Genomic DNA, 23224 nt, shown 5'->3' on the forward strand with positions numbered 1-23224 from the left:
TACGCTTGATGGGTTGCGTCAGCAGTTGCGAGAACGTCTGGCAGCACTCACTCCTGAAGTGATTGCATCGATTACCGCTCGTCCCTCTATCTTGGAAGCTTTATCTGTCGCCGGAATTTAGAGAATTGGTATAACTGGGGTAGCTTGAACCAACGAGATCAAGCTGTTTTGCAGTTAGTCTCTGAGCATCGCCATGTTTGCTGTCTGAGTGTCAATCGATCAGGACAGCCACGCCATCCGCTCTATGTAAGAAGTGATACTTATCCTATGCCTTTTCAATCTTGACGATTTCTTCAAGCCGCTTTAACGCAACTTTCTCTAATCTAGGCAGGAGCTTGGGCAATCTAGATGCAGATATTCAGCCTGTATCTAAGTATTTTCCCAATGAGTCAGAAAAAATTAATGCTTGCGTTTGGTTCGATTTTGGCAATGACTACAATTTTGTTGACTACGAGAGCAGCACTAGCTGACTTTCGGGTTAGCAATGGCACAGGTGGCAACTACGCCTATCAACTTTGGAGAACGGATGACGGTACTCAGTACTACCTAAAAATCTGGAGTCGGCGCAGCTATCCTAATGGCAGTCATTTTCAATCAGGCAGTTTTGAATCAAGCCGGGATGCGCTGAATTATTTTGATTGTGAGTATGGTGGGCGATCGCTTCCTAGCTGTCCCAACTAACATCGCTTCCAACTAAAAAACGGGAGAGGGCTTAAGCCCTCTCCCGTTTTTTCTAGCTTGCCGGAAAGCAAACGTTAGGGGCACAGAGTCCAGCGAAAGAGAGGGTACTCACAGTCAGAGTATCGAGCGCAACGCGGCGGATAGCGTGGTTGTTGGTGTCGGCAATGTATAAGAAGTTTCCAGCGAGGCTTAAGCCTGAGGGTTCTGAGAATTGGGTGGCGACCCCTTGCGGGTATCTCTCCGAGATCGCCTCTCCATCCCTCAGCCCAGCCTCGCCATTCCCCAAAACGGTTCGACAAAATCCGGTTTGTAAATCGACCTGCTTAATTTTGTGGTTGTAGGTGTCAGCGATCCAAAGCTGTCCGTTGGTTCCAGTCTCCACCCCTAAGCAGTGTTGCAGTCTGGCTTCTGTGCCCTTCCCATCGACATCACCAAAGCCAAACAGTTCTCCACTACCGCAAACAGTTCGCACTTTGGGCATTTCAGCTAAACCGATCGCCCGAATTGAACTGGATTCACTATCTGCCACATAAAGTTCCTGCCCATCAGTTGCAATGCCGCTGGGTTGTGCAAAAACGGCATCGTTGACTAGCCCATCTACGCAAGATTCGGCTCCTGTGCCTGCGTAGGTACTGACGATACCGCTTTCCAGATTCATTTGCCAAATCTGGTGTGAACCTGCCATTGCAATAAACAAATGATTACCCAGTTTGACCAAATCCCAGGGAGAATTTAGGGCAGTTTTTAGCCCAATGCCGCTGTGAGGACGGATGTTGCGGCTTTGTTCTCCAGTTCCTGCCAGGGTAAGAACGGTTTGGTGCTGGAAGTCAACCTGGCGAATTGCGTGATTCTCTGTGTCTGCAACGTAGAGAAGCTGAGTTTCTGCATCCCACGCCATGCCTTGGGGTGAAGCAAACTGAGCATCGGCAAAGCTGCCGTCTTGCAGTCCCACTGTTCCAGTGCCAATGGTGTGTTTGATGGCTCCATCAAGGCTGGTGACAACAAGGCGGTGATATCCAGAATCAGCGATGAAGAGGGTATCGCTAGCTGCGTCTGCTAAAACTTTTCCGGGAAAGGCAAGTGGGGTGGTGAGGGGCGATCGCTCCTTCTCCAGCACTAAGCTCAATTTCTCAAAATTAACGGTTCCTTTTTGGCGATGCTCCTGGATCATCTGCTCAATCAGGTCGTCAAGCGCTTGTCGATGTCCCTCACCTGAAACGGAGCCAATCACATATCCGGTCGGGTCGATTACCATCAGCGTTGGCCAGGCTCGAACTGCGTACTGTTGCCAAACATTGAAGTCTTGGTCTAACAGCACTGGATGCTCAATGTCATGGCGCAGAATTGCCTGACGCACGTTCTCTACTTCCTTTTCGTGGTCAAATTTGGCAGAGTGAACGCCAATGACGGTGAGGCAGTCTTTGTATTTTTGCTCCAGATATTTCAAATCTGGCAGAACGTGCAGGCAGTTGATGCAGCAATACGTCCAGAAATCTAATAGAACAACTCTGCCCCGCAATGCTTTGAGCGCAAGGGGGCGATCGCTATTCAACCAGGGATAGTCTTGGGGTAATTCTGGTGCTCGAACGCGATCGCGCTGCATAAAAATTCCTTTGGGGTGAGAAGGATTGGCACTGGGGAAATGTAATTTATCGCGTCTCTACAAGGCGATCGCCCTAATGCTTAAAGCCAATAGGATGGCGGCGATCGCTCCAATCAGGGTATTCAGAATGTTGACTACTTCATTCGTCAACCAGTCAAACTTGGATTGTAAGGTTGCACCGATAACGCTTTCTAAGTTGGTGGCGATGAAGGCAGCAATCACGCACAGCAGCACACCCAGCGGATTGATCAGATTGACTGCCCAACCGATTAGAGCGATCGCCACCGAAGCGACTACACCTGCCAGCGTTCCTTCCAGGCTAACCGCTCCCTCAGTTCCAGGTGGCACGGGTTTGAGCGTGGTAATCAAAAAGGTGTGCTTACCGTAAGCTTTGCCAACCTCACTAGCAGAGGTGTCCGAAAGTTTGGTACTGAGACTGGCAACATATCCCAACAGCAGCAGGGGAATGAATGTTTGTAGCTCCGCCGATCCGCTAAAGCTGAGTGCATAGGCAGCCAGGGCACAAACCGTACCCGTCAGGGCAGATCCCCAAACGTTTTCTGGTCCGCGTGCCCCCGATCGCTTTTCGGCAATGCCCGCCGCTTCTTTTTTTGCCATGCCGATTCGTGTCACGGCAGAGCCAACCAGGAAGTAGAACATCATCACTACGTAACCTCGCCAGCCCAACGTTCCCCAGAGAATGACTCCCAAAATCCAGGCGTGAATGTATCCCGCTGGGGTCAGGAGCTTTTTGGGGGCAAAATAGGCGATCGCCAGCAAAACTGTATTTAGTCCAATTCCAATTAGCCAGGGGGTGAGGAGATTGAGGTAGGAGGGCATGGCGTTGGGGGTAGGGGATTGGAGCAATTTTCTATCGAATTTTTACGAAAAGCTACCATAGGTTGAAGTATCCAGTAGCCATGTTATCGGGAGATGAGCGATCCTACTTTAAATAATGTGGAAGCAAAATTGGCAGGGTTAAGGAGATTGACCTGGAAACCGATTGTTCAGGTTGGGGAAAGTCCGGTTGATGCCTCCAAAACATCAGGGAAGGTGTGGTTGACTCCAGGCGAAATTTGGCCGACCTGTCCCAATTGCCAGAACCCAATGCGGCTTGTGCTTCAGCTCAATCTCCAAGCGTTACCTGTTTCCTTGAATCAGCAGTTTGGGGAAGGTTTGTTGCAACTCTTTTGTTGTGAAAGCGATTTTGAGATTCACACAGGCGAATATATCTCAGTACTCTCCAGTAGCGTTCGTTCCGAGTTTCAAATCGTTGCCTACACAACCGACATGAGTGAAACGGTTGTTGACACTTTTGATTTGGATGGTTCCGACGCGACAGAAACCTCAATTCCAGAAATTCGCCCTTGTCGGATGTGGGCTTGCGAAGCGTTTTCTAGCAGTCAACTAATTAGAATTGTTCAGCCACAAGAAGGTTCAGCAGATGTTCCGGTGCCTGCAATGGAGGAGAATTTTCCTGCAAAACAAATCGTTGGTTGGCAGGAAAGTCAGGAATATCCAAACATTGAAGAGCTTGAAACTTTTGGTATTGCTTTGAATGACCAGGAAATCGAGCTTTTACTCCAAAGCGAGCTACATCCTCAAGCCGGAGATAAGTTAGGTGGTTGGGTCGGTTGGGCGCAGGCTGTTGATTATCCTTCCTGTCCGATCTGTAATCAAGCCATGAATCAGCTTATTTTTCAGCTTGAGTGGAGTCACGGCACAAATTTTCCTTATCCTCATGATGGTTTGGGCGTTGGATATTTAGTGCAATGTCCGGGGCATCGAGAACAGGTTACTTTTTTCTGTCAATTCACATGAGGCGTAAACGAGGGTGTTATGCAACAGACTTTATTTCACCTGGCTTTTCCGGTGAGCAACTTGGAACAGACCAGGGAGTTTTATGTGGATGGATTGGGCTGTGAGCCAGGGCGGGAAGGGGGGCGATCGCTCATCCTCAATCTCTACGGACACCAAATTGTGGCACAGGTAACGCAGGAACCGCTGATGCCGCAAAAGGGAATTTACCCCAGACATTTTGGCTTAGTGTTTACTGCTGAAGCGGACTGGGAAGCGTTGTTAGAAAGAGCGCAACACAAAGGGCTGAAGTTTCATCAACAGCCCAAGCACAGATTTGTTGATTCACCCCTAGAACACTGCACCTTCTTTTTAGAAGATCCGTTCTACAACCTGCTGGAGTTTAAGTTTTACTGTCATCCCAGCGCTATTTTTGGAGAGGCAACATTTGCTCAAGTCGGAGATCCGGGCTAGGCAACACTTGCAGCGGTTCTGACAAAGCATCCGCAACAGCTTTCAGGCATCTAGCATCTGTCACCATCTGAGGATGACTGGGAACAGAGAGGATCACTTCACGACCAACGGGCAGTCTGGAACTCACGGCAGGCAAGATCATTAGATCCATCGGTGTCCAGATCGAGGTGAAGTTGATTTGTGCCAGCGCTGCCACGTCTTGATTTAGGTCATACAAGAAGGCGCTATTTCGCTGCATCTGGTTGCCGCCCAAGTTGGGGCGAAAGTAAGCTGTCCAGGTGCCATTGTGAGGAGACGAAATTGTGACAAATCGCTGCACACGGTCAATTCCACCCAAACGCTGCACGTAATAGCGGCTAACAATCCCACCCATGCTAAATCCGATCAGGTCAACTGGCTGGTCAGGCGCAAAGTTTTGCTCAATGTAATTTGCAACCTGATGAGCTAGTCTGTCTAACCCGACGCTGCCATTATTGGGGATCAAGTCCAGGCTGTGAACTGTCCAACCTCCTTGGTGAAGATAGGAGGTCATGCGGTTGAACAGGATAGCAGTGTCGTCAATGCCGTGAATTAGCAAAACCGGATTACGAGAGGGGGAGTTGCTCATGGGAAAGTGGAGTGATGTATCTCTAGCTTAGACAGCGGCGATCGCTCCTATGTCTTTGGGAGGACACCTGCTGCAATGGCATAAGGGAAGGATGAAATAAGGCGGAGGTAATCACGTACTCCCTTACCCTACTCTCTATCATCTGTTGAACGGGAAGGTTGCCCAGCCATGAAAACGAGGCGATCGCCTTCCTGATCAAGGGGATCAGGAAAGCCCAGGTAAAACAAATAGGTTAAGGAAAGAATGGGAGATTCTGGCGGCAAAGGATTAACGGTCAAGCCACCCCAAGTATTCAAAACAACGGTAGGGGCAATCCGCCATTCAAAAGAACGGTTGAAACTGAAGGCGGGTTTGCTCAACTCACTCGCAACGTTAGTCTTTTCTGTTTTGAGAGGAACAAACTGAATTTCTTTAACAGAATTAGTGGATTGATTAGTAGAAGTGCTGGAACTGGTAGTCTCCCTGACGGGACTACTTCCTTCTACTGGCTTAATTCTTTCTACTAAACCGGCGTTCTCGGTTTTCTCAATCAAATTGTTTGTCTTGATTGGCTGGTCTGCCCTAGTTAGCCCTACTTTTACACCCAGAGCAGAAATGGGCGTTTCCGTTGCTGGTTGGACAGACGGACTTGGTTTTGACTTTGGCTCCAACTCATTTGCATGTTGGGCACCGTAAGCGAACTGCAACTGTGCCCGGTTAGATACTCGTAAATTAAAGACAATGCCTGCACTGATGGCAGTTTGAGAAGTTGGACTGACGGCGGGCGATCGCCCTCTCAGTTTTTGCTTACGAATTGAGTCAGGATTATAAGATGGCTTCCAATCGAAGCGGTAGGGCTCGACGTTGAGGATGACGCGATCGTCTACTACCAAACGATATCTCGGTGCTGTTTCAGCTTCATTAGCAAAGCTTGTATCCAAATTATTATCGATACTATTGGTATTGGCACTAGCTGAAGCAGTACTAGCTGGGTTAAGTGTTTGCGGTGCATCGGACTCAGGCAAATGGGGATCAGAATCTAAGGTGACATCCCTTAGTGAATCGGGTTGTGCCGCTTCAAGTTGTGTTTGAGAAAGTTCTGTCTCCTGATTCGATTCTGGAACTGCGGGATCAGTAGATAAGTCATCTCCATCCCCAGGAACTTCTTCTGTTAGGTCATCTTCAGACAACAGTAGGTCAATCCACTCGTCGGATGTCCAGTGATCAAGGTCGTCTTGAGCCAGCCGCTCGATCAGGTTTACTTCTGCTTCAGACGCTCCATAGAGACGAGGAGAATTCTCGGTCCATTCATTTTCAGACTGATTCAAAGATTCATTGAACAACTCACGATCTGATTCGTGGTCTGATTGATTACTTGATTCACTTGGCGACTCAACAGGCAAATTCTCAGAGTGTTCATTAGGGAATTCTGCATTGGGAGCGATCGCCTCAAATGCAGGATTTTCAGTTGGCTCATCCAATTCTTCAGTTGACTCAGTTTCTTCAACTGTCTCAATTAACTCAATCGGTTCAGAGAAAGCTGCGGGAGAAATAGGACTTGCTTCAGTTACAGCAGCAACCGATTTGTCCGATTTTTCATCCAGTTCTAGTGGCTCCTCTGATGGAGAGGAAACTATTTCATCGGCTCGATCAGCAACTGGAACAGACTCAATCTCTGCTTCTAAAGGTTCAGGTGGAGTAGGGGCGATCGCAGAATCCGTTTCTAAGGGCTCGACGGAAGCAGGGGCGATCGCTTCCGGTACAGGAGCAGAAAAATCTGGAGCAAATGGCTCTGGAGGGCTGACGGAAGGCACAGGAGCAACTGGGGCAATTTCCTCCACTGTCTCCACTATTTGCTCTGGCTGAGCAACCTGCACTTCCACCACAATCGATTCTGGTGTCTGTAAATCCGTTTCAATGGCAGGAGATGAATCGGGGATCGATTCGGTGGGCTGGTTGGCGATCGCTGGAGGAACTAACAGCGCTACCGAAGCTCCAGACAGCAGCAAGATATTTTTTGGATTCACAACTCTCTCCCTGAAGCACTGCAATCCTGGCTTAAGCTTCCAACCCGGTGCGGGCGATCGCAAACTGAAACAATTTCTAGCACAGGATTGACCGCGTGTTACAGCAATCGTGATTTACGTGGAGAAATATCACCGTCTGCGTATAGTCTTAAAAGGAAGGCAACCCCCCTCGTTGAAGTTGGCTATCATGCCTCTGTAGAATCAGCGCCAGGTTTTAGGAAACGCTTGCTATGGCAAATGAGGAACAACTCACTCTACTCAAACAAGATGTCGGTCGCTGGAATCAGTGGCGACAAGAAAATCCACAAGTGACTCTTGACTTTAGCAGTTGCGACTTGAGCAAAAGCAAACTTGCTGGGGCTGACCTCAGTGGAGCCAATCTGCAAAACTCAGACTTCAGCGGTGCTGACCTCAGCAAGGCCGACCTGCACAGTACTGACTTTAGCGGTGCTGACCTCAGTGGAGTTGACTTGAATCAGGCCAATTTAAGCAATGCCAACTTGAGCAGCGCTAACTTACTCGCCGCTTATTTGAGCGGTGCGACCCTCTGTTATGCCGACCTCAGCGAAGTCCGGCTTAACAGAGCAGATTTAAGCAGTGCTGATTTGAGTGAAGCAAACTTGCAAAACGCTATTTTGCTTGGAGTTGACCTAAGCAGCGCCAACTTAAGCAGCGCTAACCTGAGCCAGTCCGAGTTAAGTCGCTCTGAGTTGAGTCGGGCTGATTTAAAACAGGCAAATCTAACCAGCGCCAACTTAAACAATGCCAGATTGCTCAACGCCAACCTCAGTGGAACCAACCTCAGTGAAGCTAACTTAACTAGCGCTCGGTTAAATCGGGCTGACTTAAGCGACGCCAACTTGTCTAGCGCTAACCTAAATCAGGCTAATCTATTGGGAGCAAAACTTCCGCGTGCCAAGCTGAGTGGAGCTAATCTTAGTAATGCCAACTTAAGCGGGGCTGACCTACAACAGGCAACTTTGGAGGGAGCTAACTTGAGTGACGCAAATTTACAGGATGCTCATTTAGAAGAAACTGTCCTGGAAGGGGCTGATTTAAGCCGAACTATTATGCCAGATGGCACTGTCAGAGACTAATTTTAGTCATGGTTTCTTGAACTTTGCCGCCTGTCGATCAGGAATCAACAGCTGTTGAATGTAATTTTTGGATGAAGGTACTCATATTTCCATCTAAAAATTACGTTCTGCTCAATCTCACGCAGTAAGACTAAGAAGGGCGACTACAGATTTGCCTGCGATCGCCCCTCGTTCCAAATAGCAACGCACAATTTCGTCGAAAGCAGACAGAATAGCACCTTCTGAGTTTGAGAAATTTTGCAGCGGATTTGGGCACGATTATACTAGGTCATTAAGTCGCACGTTCTAGTGCAGACCCAAAGACTCATCCCCTCTTATCTCTTCTCTTCTCACATCCATTAGCTATGAATCGTAAACCTAATAGGAATCACTTCCCATTGTGGAGCTATCTCAACCAGCCGCTGTTCAGCGCTCAGAAACCACTAATCCTCCGTCCTCGAAGATTTTGGTATTCTCACAACGTTCGACACCTGGAACGCTGTTTGCAAAACGCCTACCGGCCGGAAGAGCATTTTCGTAGCTAAAGGTTACTTAAACGCCCACTCATCCATTAACATCTCTTGTTCGTATCTAGAATAGGGCGTTTCGATTTGAACCCGCTTCTACCAAAAGCATTACTTAGCTCATGAATAGAAATAATTCATGAACATAAATAAACAGGGAGGGGGCGCAATACGTCCCCTTTTTGCTTTTAAGGGGGGTGCTGCGCCAAGCCTTTCTGCAGCAACTCCGTTACCTGGGTCAAAGTTCCAGATTTCTGCTTTTGATTCCGGAATTGCTACCAATCCGTAGGAAAAGTGATACGACAACCTGGGAGTCCTGGAGATTGGCTAATTAAGAAGATTTCGCAGGATTGAGGGGGGAGTCTGGAGTTGTGCTTCCGTCTCAGCCTATGTTGCCTGACTTTACACGCTGTTTGATTGAGCAACGGAGATAAGAGAATCGTGGCACTAACACCTACCTACTGCCTTGAAGGGGCTGAAAACACAAGAATTGCACTTTCACAAGAAAAGTTAAGGACCATCTTCAACCAAGTCGAAGCCGAGCTTTATCACAGTGAAACCTACCGTCGGGCTTTGTCGAGCTTACAAAAAACTGTAGGAGAGGCGATCGAAGGACCTCAAGCACTGATCAAATCAGCTTGCAGAGAGGCAATTCGTTTAGCTCTCCGTCAGCTTGTCAAACAATATCAGGTACCTGCAACTGCCAATCAGTCGGAGGTACAACATGCTGCTAGCCTGTTGAGCCAGCAGGAGGGCATTTCCTCTGCCCAAGAGCCTATCCAAGACAGTATTCCTCAAGCCATCTCAAACTTGCGTGAAAAGTCTGAGGTAGCTTCGTCGAGTGGTTTGGCAATTTCGCCAAAGGCAGAACTGCGTTCAAAATCAAAGCGATCGCGTGCTGGCATCTTGGCGAAGGTTGATCCCAGTAAGCCTGATGCGACCGCTCAGCCTTCTAGCCCACCGCGCGAGATTTTAGTGCGACAAATTGGTCAAGAACTGCGCCATGCCCGTCAAGCTAAATCTCTTTCTCTTAACCAACTTCATAGCCTTACCTGGATTCCAATTCATCAACTCAAGGCATTGGAAGACGGTCAGGTTGAGCAATTGCCCGAAGACGTTTATGTGCGCGGTTTTATTCGACGTGTGGGAGATGCTTTAGAGCTAGATGGGGCAACCATGGCGGAGGCTTTGCCAGCTCCTGACACCGCTAAGACGGTGCTTCCCTCCTGGCAAATTTCAGACGAAACGTCTTCCTGCTTGCGTCCTGTCCACCTATATTTTGGATATGCAGCATTGATGGCAGGAGCCGTAGGAGGACTAGCATGGATGGCTCAGCAGCCTTTCCCGGATGGGGCATTTAACCCTGAGCCGGACTCCTCACAGGAACTCGCTCAAACGACTAGTCGAAATCAGCGGCTGGACGTGATTCCAGGAATGAGAGCAAGTGGGGCAGGGGCGATCGCCGGAACAGATCTAGCTCCACCAGAAACGATGCCATTCTAGGTTCATTCTCAACACAGTAGCTATTCGCTGATGGGGGGTGAAGCCCCCTAACACCTGGCGCTTCTTCCGGTCTTAGGATGACTCTGGGTTATGATGGCTGTGAGGTTGCTGGACAACTTGTCAAGGCGACATTGGGAGATTTTGGCTTCCTACTTCGCTTACCTAGACGCTGGTATTGCTGAAGCGGTATGCTGCTAGGGCGATCGTTTTAACGCCTAAACAAGGAGCATCCTGGTAAGCACAGGTTAGGTTGTGTTCTTAGCTGAACGCTTCATTAAGTTGCTTAGCGCTGGAAGATGCTCTAAATAGGGCATTTGCTTAACCAGACAAGCTGTTGCCAGCACCCCTCGCCTCCCCAATCAAGCGTTTATTGACCTCAGAGTTTGAGTATGATGGCTTCATGGAAGACCGGTACAGCCCCCGTGAATCCCGCAACGATTCACTGATTCGATCTGCTCCTTTTTTCGACGGTTTGCCAGAAGCCCTTGTAGATAAGGCGACTGCTCACGTTGTTATTCGGAGCCACCCGCCGAATCAGGTAATTTTGCTGGAAAACGACTGGGGTAGCTCAGTCTACTTCATCCTGGAAGGGTGGGTAAAGATTCGGACTTACAACTTGGATGGAAAGGAAGTCACACTCAATATTCTGGGTAAGGGCGAAGTCTTTGGTGAAATGGCTCCTCTAGATGAGGTGCCACGCTCAACGGATGTAATTACATTAGCTCCAACGGCGATCGGCAACATGCCTGCCCAAGATTTTGTGCAGCTAATCAACTCAGAGCCCCAAGCGGGTATTCGGTTAGCTCAGCTAATGGCGCGACGACTGCGTCAGGTCAATCGACGGTTGAGACTGCGAGAGTCAGATAGCGTTTCGCGGGTAGCAGACATTCTCCTATTTTTGGCGGATGGTCAGGGAAAGCGGGGAGAGCAGGGAATTGAGATTCCAAACTTACCCCACCGCGAACTCAGCAGCCTTAGCGGACTGGCACGGGAGACGGTAACTCGCGTGCTGAGTAAGCTAGAGCGTAAAGGGCTGATCCTGCGCGAACGGGATATTCTCTGTATTCCTGATGTTTATGCTTTGGAGCGTCTGTTGGTTTAGTAGGGACTGGGAGTTGGAGGCTAAGGCAAGAAGGTACTGCCTCATCCTTCTACTTCACTTGCCGAGGTAATTCCACTCGAAAGGTTGAACCCTGCCCAGGGCTGCTCTCAACGCTGATGTCGCCGCCCATAATCCGAATTAGCCAATCTGCGATCGCCAGACCCAGTCCCGCACCAGAATAGCGTCGGGATTGGCTTTGGTCTGCCTGCCGAAACCTTTCAAAGATGTGGGAAAGGTCGCCTTTGCTAATGCCGATCCCGGTGTCCTGGATTGTGATCAGAGCGCGATCGCCAGAAATCGGCTCTAGCGACACTAGAATTCCACCGGACTCAGTAAATTTGATCGCATTGGAGATTAGGATGACCAGAATTTGATGGAGCCGAGTGCGGTCGTTTGAGACCATTAGCATTTGCAGGTCGGATTGCACCTGTAAGGACAACCCTTTTTGCTCGGCTTGCGATCGCATCTCTTCAACTGTGGCTCTAATTAAAAGCCCTAAATCTAGATTTTCTGGATTTAAGGCTAAATACCCCGCTTCTAGGTTAGAGAGATCAAGAATGTTGTTGATCAGTGAGAGCAGGTTTCTGCCATTACTTAAAATCCGCTGCAGCATGTCTTCCTGAGAAGAATCGCTGAGATAACGACGCTGACGCAGCAACAGTTGAGAGAATCCGATAATCGCATTCATCGGAGTTCGCAGCTCGTGCGAGATAGTTGCTAAGAACTGCGACTTGAGGCGGGCACTTTGTTGAAGCTGCTGCTGCTGCTGCTGAATCTGCTGCTGTTGTTGCGCCAGTTTAGAGGTTTGCTGGAGCAGTAGCTCATTTTGAGCCGTTAAGTGATTTTCCTGCTCCTTCAAAGTATTTAGAGGTTGAGCTTGTTGAGAGGCGATCGCTCCCTGCGTCAGCAGGTTGGCAGACTGTCCAATAACGCTTGCTATTGTTGATACACCCTGCCAAGCCGCGTAGCTTGGCACTACCTCAACGCCTTCACCTTCATCTCTCAGTTGAATTCCATCTGGCTGCATTGCTAAAGGCAAGTGGGTATGAATTGCGCCCCAAGCTTCAATTTGACCTGTGCTGCTCAAAGGAACAAGCTGAACCAGAAATTTTTGACATGTACCATTCGGCTGAAATAAACGGTAAATTAGGGTGAACTGGTTTGCAGCAATCTCAGCCTGCTGCCAGAGGCTTAAAAACCGATCGCGGTCCTGTGGATGAAGGGCTTGGAGGAAATCCTGCTTCAGCGATGCTGCCATTGTCAAGCCAGTGTAGCTGCACCAGTGCTGATTCACCCAAACAACCGATTTATTCGCATCTGCTAGCCAGATGAGGTGGGGGATAGCTTGAAGCAACTGCTGCTGCCTAGTTTCATAAGCCTGCAAACGCAATCTCAGTTGCTCCACCTCAACTGAAGGCGGTTCTTCTACTGGAGAGGGGGTAGACTCAGACATCTGCTGATTGAAAGCAGGATTCATAACGTTCTTGTTTTAAAAGCAACAGGTCGCTAAACCGTACATCCAGTTCGGTAGTCGTATGTTACCTCTCGGTTTAGGTTGGACGTGGAGGCACAAATTAGTGGACTTCTAGACAAACGGCTCGATTGCTACACTTCGTATCGTTGAACCCATGAAGCTGGCTCACTTGTCGGTATAGTCGATATAGTTGGCTAGCCGTTAGCTAGTCTAGATACATTCTTCAACTGCTCCCCTTCCTTTGCCATCGTCACAAAGTTGCAGAAAGTTGCACAAATGAGATCATGAGTGAAATTTACGTTGCCCTGATTGAAGATCATGACCTGACGCGAGTTGGAATGCGAACTGCCTTACAACAGCAACAAGGTGTAAAAGTGGTTGGCGAAGCAGCCAACGCCACAGAAGGATTACAGTTACTACAGTCTTCCAAGCCCGATGTCGCGATTGTGGACATTGGCTTGCCAGATATGGATGGGGTTGAGCTGACTCGCCGCTTCCGCGATTTTCAGGCGAGCTCAGAAGAGACTAAGACAAAAGTTTTAATTCTGACTCTAAATGACAATGAAGAGACTGTTTTGGCGGCTTTTGCGGCAGGGGCAGATTCTTACTGCATGAAGGATGTCAGCCTTGACAAGCTGATGGAAGCGCTGCAAGTGACCCATGAAGGCAATAGCTGGATTGATCCGGCGATCGCCCGAATTGTGCTATCTCAAGCCCGTCAACCCCAGCCCGCTGCCGTCGAGGTAGAGCCGACCGTTGCGATCAATGCCGCTGCCCCAGAATACAACCAGATTCTAGAGACCTATCCTCTGACCGAGCGTGAGCTAGAGGTGCTAGAGCTAATTGTGGCGGGCTGTAGCAATGCGGCGATCGCTGACCGTCTTTACATCACTGTAGGCACCGTCAAAACGCACGTCCGCAACATTCTCAACAAGCTCTGCGCTGATGACCGCACTCAGGCTGCTGTTCGGGCACTTCGCTCTGGGCTAGTTGGCTAAAGCTCATCTCTTATCGTTTGAGTCGGGGCAGTTTTGGTCAAGCACACAAAAAGCGCTTGACCTATTTGTGTGGTAATCAACATATAGCAGAGGCATCTACTGTTTAATATCCGGTAGAACATTAGAAGAATTGCTGATGTCGTCTCTGAATCTATGTCTTTGCCATCCAATTCAGTCAAACTATCTACACAGCAGACTTCAATTAGAAGTTTTGCCATTTTTGGTTGAGAATTTCTTGCGATCGCGTCACACGATTGGGGGAGTGAAGTAACCGCATGACTCAAGCAGGCGAGAGCAAGCTGAGATTAATGGTTGTAGATGACGAATCTGACAACCTTGACTTGCTCTATCGAACCTTTAGGCGTGAGTTTGACGTGTTCAAGGCGGAGAGCGCACTGATCGCCCTGAGACTTCTAGACCAGGAAGGGGAGATGGCAGTGATCATCTCCGACCAGCGAATGCCAAAAATGAGCGGCACTGAGTTTCTGAGCCGCACGGTTGAGCGTTTCCCCGATACGATTCGGATTGTATTAACAGGCTACACGGATGTCGAAGACCTGGTAGGCGCAATTAATACAGGCAAGGTTTTCAAATACATCACCAAGCCTTGGAATCCGGACGAACTGAAGCGGGTGGTGCAACAGGCGGCTGATACGTACCGGGTCGTCAAGCAGCGCACAACTGAGCTACAGCGTGCCCTACGACGAGAATCCCTATTTAACGCTGTCACCACTGCGATTCGAGAGTCTTTGGACTACCGCAGTATGCTGCAAACCGTCGTCAACACGATTGGTCGAACTTTTACTGCCGATGCCTGTGTTCTTCGCCCTGTTGAAAGTGTGGGTGATCCCATCCATCACCGTCTGCTAGACGAAGTTTTCTCCTACAGAACTGAAGCATCCGCCGCAGAATTAAGCCAGAACGACGCGAATCAACCAGGAGCAATTGCCCCAGTCGCATTAAAAGAAGCGATCGCCACCCGCCAGATCCAGATCATCCCAGCCGAACACCAAACAGCACCCTACAACCAACTCATTGTTCCGCTCAGCTACCAGCAAGATTTTCTAGCCATTCTTGTGCTTTATAGGGGGAGCGATCGCCTCTGGAGTGCCGAAGAAATCGAGCTGATTGAAGGCGTTTCTCAACAGGCATCCCTAGCCATCTCCCAGGCAAAGCTTTATCAGCAGATTCAAGAACAGACTGAGCAGATGCGAACAGAGCTAGCCGTAGCCCGACAAATTCAAAGCAACCTGCTACGTCAAACCCTACCCGAAGTAGAAGGAGTTAAAGTTCAAGCGTGCTGCTATCCTGCTCGCGAAGTCGGGGGAGATTTTTTTGAAGTTTATCAGCATCCCCAGGGCGACCTCTGGCTAGCTGTTGGAGACGTTTCTGGCAAAGGTGTGCCTGCGGCTTTATTTATGGCCAGTGCGATCTCAGTGCTGCGGCGTGAGCTATCTCAAGAAAACCCGCCCGCACCCAACCTTGTCATGCGCCATCTCAACAGCAGCCTTTCAGAAGATTTGGTGGGAAGTAACTGTTTCATCACGATGGTCTTGGCCCGATACACGCCCTCGACCCAGCAATTGGTATACGCAAATGCAGGACATATCTATCCTCTGATCTGGTCACCGCAGCAAGTCCTGGCTCTAGCAAATAAGCCAGACGTGACTGTAGAGCCAACTTATTTAGAAGTGCGTGGAGTTCCTCTGGGTATCCTGCCAGTATGGCAAGCTGCTGCTGAAGAACTTACCTTAAAATCGGGGCAAATCTTGTTACTCGCCAGTGATGGCATCACAGAAGCGACCGTTTCAGACGAAACAATTGGAACTAGCCAGCAATCAACTCGCTCAATGCTGAAACAATCAGGGCTTTGGAGACTGCTCATCCAACAACAAGGTGAGCTTAGCCTAACCCACCTACTTACCAAAATTCGCGCTCATCATAAAGTTCAGGAAGATGACCAAACCATTCTTTCTCTGGAGGTTCTGTAGTTAATGAGAACTGAACTGCATGTACCGAGCGATCTCAAGTTTTTGACAATCGTTGAAAACTGGCTTTTAGGTTCCCTGGAATCTGAGTTAGGCAATGAAGTTGATTGGCCACGTCAGTCTAATCGGCTTCGCCTGGTTTTGGTAGAAGCTTATTCCAACGTAGTACGTCACGCTCACCGCGATCAGCCCAACTTGCCTGTGCTGATTCGCCTAGAGCTTCGAAATCGGGATATCTGCCTGGAAATTTGGGATCATGGGAAGGGGTTTGACCTATCTACATATCTGCCGCCCACTCCAGAAGACCAGCAAGACGGAGGGTATGGCTGGCTAATTCTTAACCGTCTGATGGATAAGGTAGAATACCGGCTTCAAGTTAATGGGCGAAACTGTCTCAGACTAGAAGCAACCTTGTCCAATCAAGAACAACATTAAACTCGCAGAAAGATTGAGGGACAATAGCCAGACGCACTTCGTTAAACCGCTTTGCATCTATCCACCCTATCTGTTGCCCGATGCCTGCTTCTTTAACTAACCGAGCTGTGATTTGAAACTGTAAGGTTGAGGCGGAACGATACATCCCACAGCAAAAAATCCACATGGCTTCAGTCGTTCAAAAAAGCTGAGTATGAGGCTAAATATGAGGCGTTTTGGGTAGATTGGGGAGAAGGGTTAAAAAGGTAAGCCAAATCAAAAGTGCAAAGATGCCGACCATAGTTCACCTGTAGTGTGTGAAGAACTAAGCGTTGCTACATAAACTTCACTGATTTTCACTCCTGTAACACCTTTACCCCATCTATCCAATTGCTCATCTTTTGCAATGGAATAAGGTGCGTATCCTCCTCACAAAAAATCCTCAACAATAGACACCCTGCGCCACCATTCACGCTTCAAAAAATGATTCATACAGGGAGTCTAGTGCAGACAAAGGCGGGACTGTTTAGGACACCTTTCTGTAAAGTAGCATGAGAGATTTTTTAAGCTGTCGTCTAGGAGACATCCGTAGGGAAAACTGAGGCAAAAGGTTTAGGAATGCAGCTATGAAGAAGATTTGGGTCAGACTTGAGATTTGGAGTCTATCTCATTTACCAGCTTTGCCGATCGTGAGACTACACAACCAGCTCAAGCACCTCGAACGCTGTTTTCAGGTTTCCTGTGTGCAGGAATGGGAGTAATGGGAAGGTAGCATTCACATCGGCAGTTCGATGATAAATTCTGTGCCTAGACCGGAGGCAGAAAGGCAGGTGATGGTACCGCCGTGTTTTTCAACAATAATTTGGCGACTGATAGGGAGTCCTAACCCTGTTCCCTTATCTAAGGGCTTAGTGGTAAAGAGGTAGTCAAAGATTTGCGATCGCACCTCTTCTGTCATGCCAGGGCCGTTATCTTCAATGCCAATGATCACCTTGTCCTCATAGTCAGCCACTTTGGTGTAGATCGTGATTGTGGCGGGTGATGATTTAGAGAATTTCAGATTTTTTGCACTGGGTTCATCAAACGCATCGATCGCATTGGCGATGATATTCATAAACACCTGGTTGAGCTGGGTGGGGTAGCACTTGACCAGAGGCAATGAGCCATAGCGCCTGTTAACCCGAATGGCGCAACGCTGTCCATTTTCCTTGAGCCGATGTCTCAAGATCATCAGCGTACTGTCGAGTCCTTCATGGATGTTGACAGCGACTTGGATGGAATCTCCTCGTGAAAAAGTTCTCAAAGACTTGCTGATGCTGCAAATCCGGTTGGTGCCTTCGGTCATGGAACCTAGCAGTTTGGGCAAGTCTTCGCTGACATAGTCCAGGTCGATCGCCCGAATTTGGGCATCGATTTCTAAAGGTGGCGTGGGGTAGTGCTTTTGGTAAAGTTGCAGCAGCTTCAGCAATTCTTGGGTATAGCGGCGAGCATACTTGAGGTTGCCTGCAATGAAGTTGACGGGATTGTTGATTTCGTGGGCGACTCCGGCAACGAGCTGTCCTAAAGTAGACATTTTTTCACTCTGAACCAGCTGAAGCTGGACTTGTTTGAGTTGTTCAACCCGCACTTCCAGTTCAGAGTTTGTCCCCTCTAGCGCTACAAATGAAGCTTGCAGTTGACGAGATAGCTGGTTAAAGGATTTTGCCAAGATTCTAATTTCGTCGGCTCCGTTAATTTCTACTTCTGCATCTAGCGGTTGATTGACAAAATCAGGTTGGGCAACGTGTTTAGTTAATCCTTTGGAGGCTTCACTGAGTTGCAGGATGGGCTGAGCGATCCACTGAGCAGTGAGAGTGCCAAGGGCGATCGCCACTAGCAGCGCCACAAAACACAGCATGACTGTGGTGCGAGTGTTGGCATGAATTTGGGACATGAATTCAGACTCAGGCACCACCACAAAAATTAGCCAGTCCAGTCCTTTGCCATCCTGAAAGGCAGTCACTCGCAAAAAGTGACGGTTTCCTGCTGAGCCTTGAGCGGAGGTATCCTCCAGGACAAAATTCATCTGGGTTTGAGACTGAATTTGCTCCACTGAGCCAAAGGATTCATTCACATGCTCAGCGGTTGCTCGAATAAACTCGTTCTGGCTTTCCGTTGCCTGGATGCGCTCTGGCTGCCCCTCAGAATTTTCTGCAAGAGGCTCAGCGGTGGAACTGGCAACCAGTAGCCCTGACCGCTCCATGATGAAGGTTTGCCCTGCTTTATCAGCATGTAAGCTGTGGAGAAATTGGTTGATGTCGTTGAGAAACAGGTCTACACCCACAACTCCGGCGATCGCTCCAGCATCGTCGTAGACCGGCAAACTTGCTGTAATCACCAACTGGGACGTATCAAAGTCGGGGTAGATTTCGCTCCAGCTTGCTTCGTTGGAGTTTGCTGCTACAGGGTACCAAGGACGACTTTGGGGCTGATAGGGATCTGGGTCAGTCTCTAGAAACTCGACTCTGTTGGTTTCAAGATTGAGCGTGTAATAGAAAGTTTGATAGTCATTTTGCTTTTGGTTGAGAGCCAATCGCAGTTCCCGATTGTGACCCTGACGAGTCACACCAATGAATTCTCCATCTTGCTGAGTGGCGTAGTAAATCCAGCTAATGGTTTCAAAATGCTGAATTTGCTGCCAGAGATATCGCTTGCTCTGCTCAGATTGAATCTCTAGCTCGCCTCGCTGCACTGCATCTACATTGATCTGGTTAATCAGTTGAGGCGTTGCTAGATAGGTCGTGAGATGCTGCTCGATGCGAGCGGCTGTTTCTTCTTGCAGTTCCGTGGCGAGTTCACTGACCGCTTTTTGTCCATTTCGCAAAGACAGCCAGCCGACTAACCCCACGACTGCAAACATCTGCAAGACGAAGGGCACAACCAGAATCAAGTGTAGCGGTAGCTTTTGCGGAACTCTGGAAAGCTGACGAGCCAGAAATTTTTGCGGCATCGGTCGTGATCAAGCGATCGGGTTGGAGAGACTAAAACGCTAGATGCCCCAGTGACAAGATCTTTGAAGTTTTGCAGAAGTTTAACAGTCTTTCCCTATACGTTTCTACTTCCGATCTGGATGCAAATCCGCTTAAAGTGACTCAAGTCATAAGATTTGTCATCCATTAAGCAAATTAATTACTAGACTTCCTGTATGAATCATTTCTTACAGCCATTCTCGGATGTATAAACCACAAATCCCTGTAGGGGCGGTTCGCGAACCGCCCCTACAGGGATTTGTGGTTTATACAGATGTCTCTACAGGAAGGTGTTGTGACGAGGGTATTTGCTTAGACCTTGCTAAGGTACTGGTGGATGAATTGGACAGCGATCGCCCCTTCTCCAACCCCCGAAGCAACCCGTTTGACGGAACCGTAACGCACATCTCCGGCGACAAAGATGCCAGGGACGCTGGCTTCTAGCAGGAATGGGTTGCGGTCTAGTGTCCAACCGCGTGGTCGCTGGCGCTCGCGCAGCAGGTCTGGTCCGGTTAGAACAAAGCCTTTTTCGTCCCGTTCGACGACACCGCTGAGCCAATCGGTTTGAGGACTGGCGCCAATGAAAATAAACAGCGATTTGGCAGGAACGTGCTGCGTTTCGCCCGTCTGGGAATTGGCGATCGCAATTTTCTCTAAATGCCCATCGCCCTGCACCTCGACAACGCTGCAATAGGGACAGACTTTGATGTTGGGCGTTGATTCGATCTGGTGAATGAGATATTGAGACATGCTGTTCACGAGGGATTCGCCCCGCACCAGCATTGTCACCTGACTGGCATAGCGAGAGAAATACATCGCTGCTTGACCGGCCGAGTTTGCACCACCGACGATGTAGACATGTTCACCCTGACAGGCGATCGCCTCCGTCATTGCTGCACCGTAATACACTCCTGCCCCAGTCAAGGGTTCGCTGCCTGGCACATCTAGTTTGCGATAGGATACGCCTGTCGCAATCATCAGTGCGTGGCAGCTAATCTCCGTACCATCTACTAGTTTGAGGATGCGGTAGGGGTCTTCCACCCGAACTCCAACGGCTTCTTGGGGAGACAAGATTTCTACGCCAAAGCGTTTGGCTTGCGTCACGGCCCGACGAGCCAGATCGTTACCCGAAAGCCCCACTGGAAAGCCAAGGTAGTTTTCGATGCGAGAGCTTGAACCCGCTTGCCCACCGGGAGCCTGGCGCTCGATCATCAGCGTGCTTAATCCCTCAGAGGCACCATAGACGGCAGCGGCCAGTCCAGCCGGGCCACCACCCACAATTACTAGATCATAAAAGGGGCGATCGGCTTGAGTTTTCAGCCCGATTTTGGTGGCAATTTCAGCATTAGAGGGCTGGCTGAGGTGTGAACCATCCGGGAACACAATGGTAGGTAGCCGTATGGCATCTTCTCGTCCTGCGTTGGCGTAGGACAATAGCTGGGTTGCCTCTTCCGATTGCTCAAAATCGAGCCATTGATAGGGCACCTGGTTGCGTGCCAAGAAATCCTTCACCTGGTGAGATTGGGGCGACCAACGGTTGCCAATGACCCGAATGCCTTCAAAAGGTGGACGAAAGGATGCTTGCCAGTCATCCAGTAAGTCATCCAACACAGGATAAAGCCGCTCTTCTGGAGGGTCCCAAGGTTTGAGCAAATAGTAGTCGAGCTTAGCTGCATTGATTGCCTGAATGGCTGCATCCGTGTCTGCGTAGGCAGTTAGCAAAACCCGTTTGGCATCCGGGAAAATTTCCATTCCCTGTTCTAAAAATTCAACGCCCGTCATTTGAGGCATTCGTTGGTCTGCCAAAAACAAAGCGACGGATTCATTTCGCAGGCTAAGCTGCTGAGCAGCTTCTAGAGCTGCTGCCCCGGAGTCTGCCCGCACGACTCGGAAGCGATCGCCATATTGATGTCGCAGGTCACGGGCGATCGCCTGCAACACTTCAGGATCATCATCAACGGTCAAGATTGCAGGTTTAGCCATGAGTAATCTGGAGTCTAGATATCTAGTTCAGCAAGCCGCAACACATTCACTATAGGATGCAGCGCCGCGTACTGTTGAGTCTGGTGTCAATACAAATGAATGCAGTGTGCAGCATTGAAATTGACGCAATGCTAAAAGTACTCTGACTCTCCACTTTCTAGAGGAATTTATTACACTTTGTAAAGGTAGGTGAATGGAGTTGATCTATGGCAGTTCGAAGCGACACTTTATTTGAACGGTTTCTGGCTCCTATCTTTAAGAACTTCCTAATCGACCGAGAAGCTTTGACGCAGTTCTACAAGAGCATTGATTGGGAGGCAGAGAGCGATCGCCTGCGTCAGCCAGACCTGCAATATCCTGACTATTACCGCAGTCAAAATTTTCACAGCATCCAGAATGGCTATTTAAACGTGGATGCAGCCGTTTCCTATGATCCCATTACTCAATACGTTCTACCGCCTAACGAAGCGATCGTGCGGCAGGGGTTGATTCAACGCATCCAAAGCAAACCCCGTCGCATTCTAGACTTGGGCTGCGGTACAGGTTCCACTACGCTGCTGCTCAAGCAAGCCTTTCCGCAGGCAGAAGTGATTGGGCTAGACCTGTCGCCCTACATGCTGGTCGTGGCTGACCACAAAGCCCGCAATGCCAAACTCGATATTCAATTTCAGCACGGCAAGGCTGAGCAAACGGGATTTCCCGATGCAAGTTTCGACCTGGTAACGGCTTCTTTGCTGTTTCACGAAACGCCACCTGCTGTTTCCCGTGAAATTTTGCGGGAATGTTTCCGATTGCTCAAGGTGGGCGGTGAGGTTGCCATTCTCGATGGCAATCAGGCTACTATACGGCAAACGGCTTGGCTCACCGAAATTTTTGAAGAACCCTACATCAAAGACTATGCCGCAGGCAGCGTGGATACCTGGATGGGTGCCGCTGGGTTTGGTTCAGTGCAAACGGAAGATATTTGGTGGGTGCAACAGGTGACCCGCGGAGTCAAACCAATTCCTGGTAGTGCGGAGCCGATGCGGTATTCTGAATGGGAAGAAGGCGATCGCCAGTGGGCAATGGGCTAGAGGAAGTATGACCCTCAAGGCAGTTTTGTTTGATTTCAATGGTGTGATCATCAATGATGAACCGCTCCACCAAAAGCTAATTGACGAACTTTTGATTCAGGAGAACTTGCGCCCCAAGCCAGGAGAGTTTTGGGAAGTTTGCCTGGGGAAAAGCGATCGCGTCTGTCTGACAGACCTATTGCAACGTCGGGGGCGCATCGTCACAGAAGAATACCTGGATCAACTGATTGCCCGAAAATCAAAGCTCTATCAGCAGCAGCTAGAGGCGATCGACAAGCTGCCGATCTATCCAGGGCTACCCGATCTAATCTTTCAGTTGCGATCGGCTCAGATCAAGATGGCGGTCGTCAGTGGTGCCTTGCGATCAGAAGTGGAACTCGTGTTAAGCCGAGCCGACCTGACCCAAGCCTTTTCATTGATTGTGGCAGGAGACGATATCAAAACCAGCAAACCAGACCCCACTGGGTACCTGCTGGCAGTGGAACAGCTAAATCAGCAATATCCGACGCTCAAGCTAGAGCCGATAGAGTGTCTGGCGATCGAAGACACCCCAGCGGGAATTGAGGCAGCCAAACGGGCTGGAATGCAGGTTGTCGGAGTTGCCAACACTTACCCGTTTCACATGATGCAGCGTCAGTCAAACTGGGCAGTGGACTATCTTTCAGAATTGGAGCTAGATCGAGTGCGGCAGGTATTTGAACGGGCAAAACCTCGCCAAGCAGTCGGCTAACTTGAGCAACAGTGCTATAAAATGCAAAAGCAACTTGGGGAATTAGCTCAGCTGGTAGAGTGCTGCGATCGCACCGCAGAGGTCAGGGGTTCGAATCCCCTATTCTCCATCAAATTTTCTATGTAAAGAGATTCTGGTAACAGTTTCGCCCGTTTTAAGGTGCGACCCAGGAAAGAGTAGGGG

The 23224-nt window shown here is 49.3% G+C and carries 19 protein-coding genes and 1 tRNA gene; 13 read left to right on the plus strand and 7 right to left on the minus strand.

The window, feature by feature from the left end; translation table 11 throughout:
• Positions 1 to 384: 384 nt before the first annotated feature.
• Positions 385 to 681 carry a hypothetical protein gene (locus H6G00_RS24445; protein ID WP_199313847.1) on the plus strand — a complete coding sequence of 99 codons (297 nt, stop codon included), beginning with the start codon at positions 385 to 387 and terminating at the stop codon, positions 679 to 681.
• Positions 682 to 733: 52 nt separating this feature from the next.
• Here H6G00_RS24445 and H6G00_RS24450 read toward each other — a convergent pair whose 3' ends face one another.
• Positions 734 to 2284, minus strand: a complete 1551-nt coding sequence (locus tag H6G00_RS24450; RefSeq protein ID WP_190798745.1) for a thioredoxin-like domain-containing protein — start codon at positions 2282 to 2284, stop codon at positions 734 to 736.
• Positions 2285 to 2341: 57 nt separating this feature from the next.
• Entirely contained in the window at positions 2342 to 3124 is a 783-nt protein-coding gene (locus H6G00_RS24455) for a TIGR00297 family protein (RefSeq protein WP_190798788.1), read from the minus strand.
• Positions 3125 to 3217: 93 nt separating this feature from the next.
• On the opposite strand from H6G00_RS24455, the gene H6G00_RS24460 reads away from it, so the two are divergent.
• Together H6G00_RS24460 and H6G00_RS24465 are read left to right on the plus strand one after the other, a co-directional pair.
• Positions 3218 to 4105, plus strand: coding sequence for a DUF1963 domain-containing protein (locus tag H6G00_RS24460; RefSeq protein ID WP_190798746.1), 888 nt, complete (start codon positions 3218 to 3220; stop codon positions 4103 to 4105).
• 18 nt (positions 4106 to 4123) lie between these two features.
• On the plus strand, positions 4124 to 4555 hold the full coding sequence (locus H6G00_RS24465) for a VOC family protein (protein WP_190798747.1): 432 nt from the start codon (positions 4124 to 4126) through the stop codon (positions 4553 to 4555).
• On the opposite strand, the gene H6G00_RS24470 is transcribed toward H6G00_RS24465, so the two are convergent.
• Together H6G00_RS24470 and H6G00_RS24475 are read right to left on the minus strand one after the other, a co-directional pair.
• Positions 4509 to 5162, minus strand: coding sequence for a triacylglycerol lipase (locus H6G00_RS24470; protein WP_190798748.1), 654 nt, complete (start codon positions 5160 to 5162; stop codon positions 4509 to 4511). The two genes, H6G00_RS24465 and H6G00_RS24470, sit on opposite strands and share 47 nt — an antisense overlap.
• A 128-nt stretch (positions 5163 to 5290) precedes the next feature.
• Entirely contained in the window at positions 5291 to 7168 is a 1878-nt protein-coding gene (locus tag H6G00_RS24475; protein WP_190798749.1) for a hypothetical protein, read from the minus strand.
• Between the two features lie 230 nt (positions 7169 to 7398).
• Between H6G00_RS24475 and H6G00_RS24480 the strand changes: the two genes are divergently transcribed.
• From H6G00_RS24480 to H6G00_RS24490, 3 genes are all read left to right on the plus strand, one after another.
• Positions 7399 to 8265 carry a pentapeptide repeat-containing protein gene (locus H6G00_RS24480; RefSeq protein WP_190798750.1) on the plus strand — a complete coding sequence of 289 codons (867 nt, stop codon included), beginning with the start codon at positions 7399 to 7401 and terminating at the stop codon, positions 8263 to 8265.
• A 944-nt stretch (positions 8266 to 9209) separates the two neighbouring features.
• Positions 9210 to 10271: a helix-turn-helix domain-containing protein gene (locus tag H6G00_RS36805; protein WP_190643993.1), complete on the plus strand. Its 1062-nt coding sequence runs from the start codon at positions 9210 to 9212 to the stop codon at positions 10269 to 10271.
• A 400-nt stretch (positions 10272 to 10671) separates the two neighbouring features.
• On the plus strand, positions 10672 to 11373 hold the full coding sequence (locus tag H6G00_RS24490; RefSeq protein WP_190643994.1) for a Crp/Fnr family transcriptional regulator: 702 nt from the start codon (positions 10672 to 10674) through the stop codon (positions 11371 to 11373).
• Between the two features lie 49 nt (positions 11374 to 11422).
• Here the strand turns inward: H6G00_RS24490 and H6G00_RS24495 are convergent, their stop codons facing one another.
• Positions 11423 to 12850, minus strand: coding sequence for a PAS domain-containing protein (locus H6G00_RS24495; protein WP_190798751.1), 1428 nt, complete (start codon positions 12848 to 12850; stop codon positions 11423 to 11425).
• 281 nt (positions 12851 to 13131) lie between these two features.
• Here H6G00_RS24495 and H6G00_RS24500 point away from each other — a divergent pair, with 281 nt between their 5' ends.
• From H6G00_RS24500 to H6G00_RS36265, 4 genes are all read left to right on the plus strand, one after another.
• Positions 13132 to 13845: a response regulator transcription factor gene (locus H6G00_RS24500; RefSeq protein WP_190643996.1), complete on the plus strand. Its 714-nt coding sequence runs from the start codon at positions 13132 to 13134 to the stop codon at positions 13843 to 13845.
• Positions 13846 to 14120: 275 nt separating this feature from the next.
• Entirely contained in the window at positions 14121 to 15836 is a 1716-nt protein-coding gene (locus tag H6G00_RS24505; RefSeq protein ID WP_190798752.1) for a SpoIIE family protein phosphatase, read from the plus strand.
• Positions 15837 to 15839: 3 nt separating this feature from the next.
• Complete coding sequence (locus H6G00_RS24510) at positions 15840 to 16268, plus strand: anti-sigma regulatory factor (protein WP_190643998.1); 429 nt, start codon at positions 15840 to 15842, stop codon at positions 16266 to 16268.
• A 605-nt stretch (positions 16269 to 16873) separates the two neighbouring features.
• On the plus strand, positions 16874 to 17008 hold the full coding sequence (locus tag H6G00_RS36265; protein WP_277881960.1) for a hypothetical protein: 135 nt from the start codon (positions 16874 to 16876) through the stop codon (positions 17006 to 17008).
• Between the two features lie 14 nt (positions 17009 to 17022).
• Here the strand turns inward: H6G00_RS36265 and H6G00_RS24515 are convergent, their stop codons facing one another.
• Together H6G00_RS24515 and H6G00_RS24520 are read right to left on the minus strand one after the other, a co-directional pair.
• Positions 17023 to 19236 carry an ATP-binding protein gene (locus tag H6G00_RS24515; RefSeq protein ID WP_190798753.1) on the minus strand — a complete coding sequence of 738 codons (2214 nt, stop codon included), beginning with the start codon at positions 19234 to 19236 and terminating at the stop codon, positions 17023 to 17025.
• A gap of 331 nt (positions 19237 to 19567) precedes the next feature.
• Positions 19568 to 21238, minus strand: a complete 1671-nt coding sequence (locus H6G00_RS24520) for an FAD-dependent oxidoreductase (RefSeq protein ID WP_190798754.1) — start codon at positions 21236 to 21238, stop codon at positions 19568 to 19570.
• Positions 21239 to 21444: 206 nt separating this feature from the next.
• On the opposite strand from H6G00_RS24520, the gene H6G00_RS24525 reads away from it, so the two are divergent.
• The 3 genes from H6G00_RS24525 (at position 21445) to H6G00_RS24535 (ending at position 23150) form a co-directional block, all read left to right on the plus strand.
• Positions 21445 to 22311 carry a class I SAM-dependent methyltransferase gene (locus H6G00_RS24525; protein ID WP_190798755.1) on the plus strand — a complete coding sequence of 289 codons (867 nt, stop codon included), beginning with the start codon at positions 21445 to 21447 and terminating at the stop codon, positions 22309 to 22311.
• Positions 22312 to 22318: 7 nt separating this feature from the next.
• Positions 22319 to 23041, plus strand: coding sequence for an HAD family phosphatase (locus tag H6G00_RS24530; protein WP_190798756.1), 723 nt, complete (start codon positions 22319 to 22321; stop codon positions 23039 to 23041).
• A 36-nt stretch (positions 23042 to 23077) separates the two neighbouring features.
• Positions 23078 to 23150: transfer RNA gene (locus H6G00_RS24535), tRNA-Ala, on the plus strand.
• Positions 23151 to 23224 lie beyond the last annotated feature (74 nt).

This window comes from Leptolyngbya sp. FACHB-541, from assembly GCF_014695875.1.
Lineage (GTDB): Bacteria > Cyanobacteriota > Cyanobacteriia > Elainellales > Elainellaceae > JAAUTN01.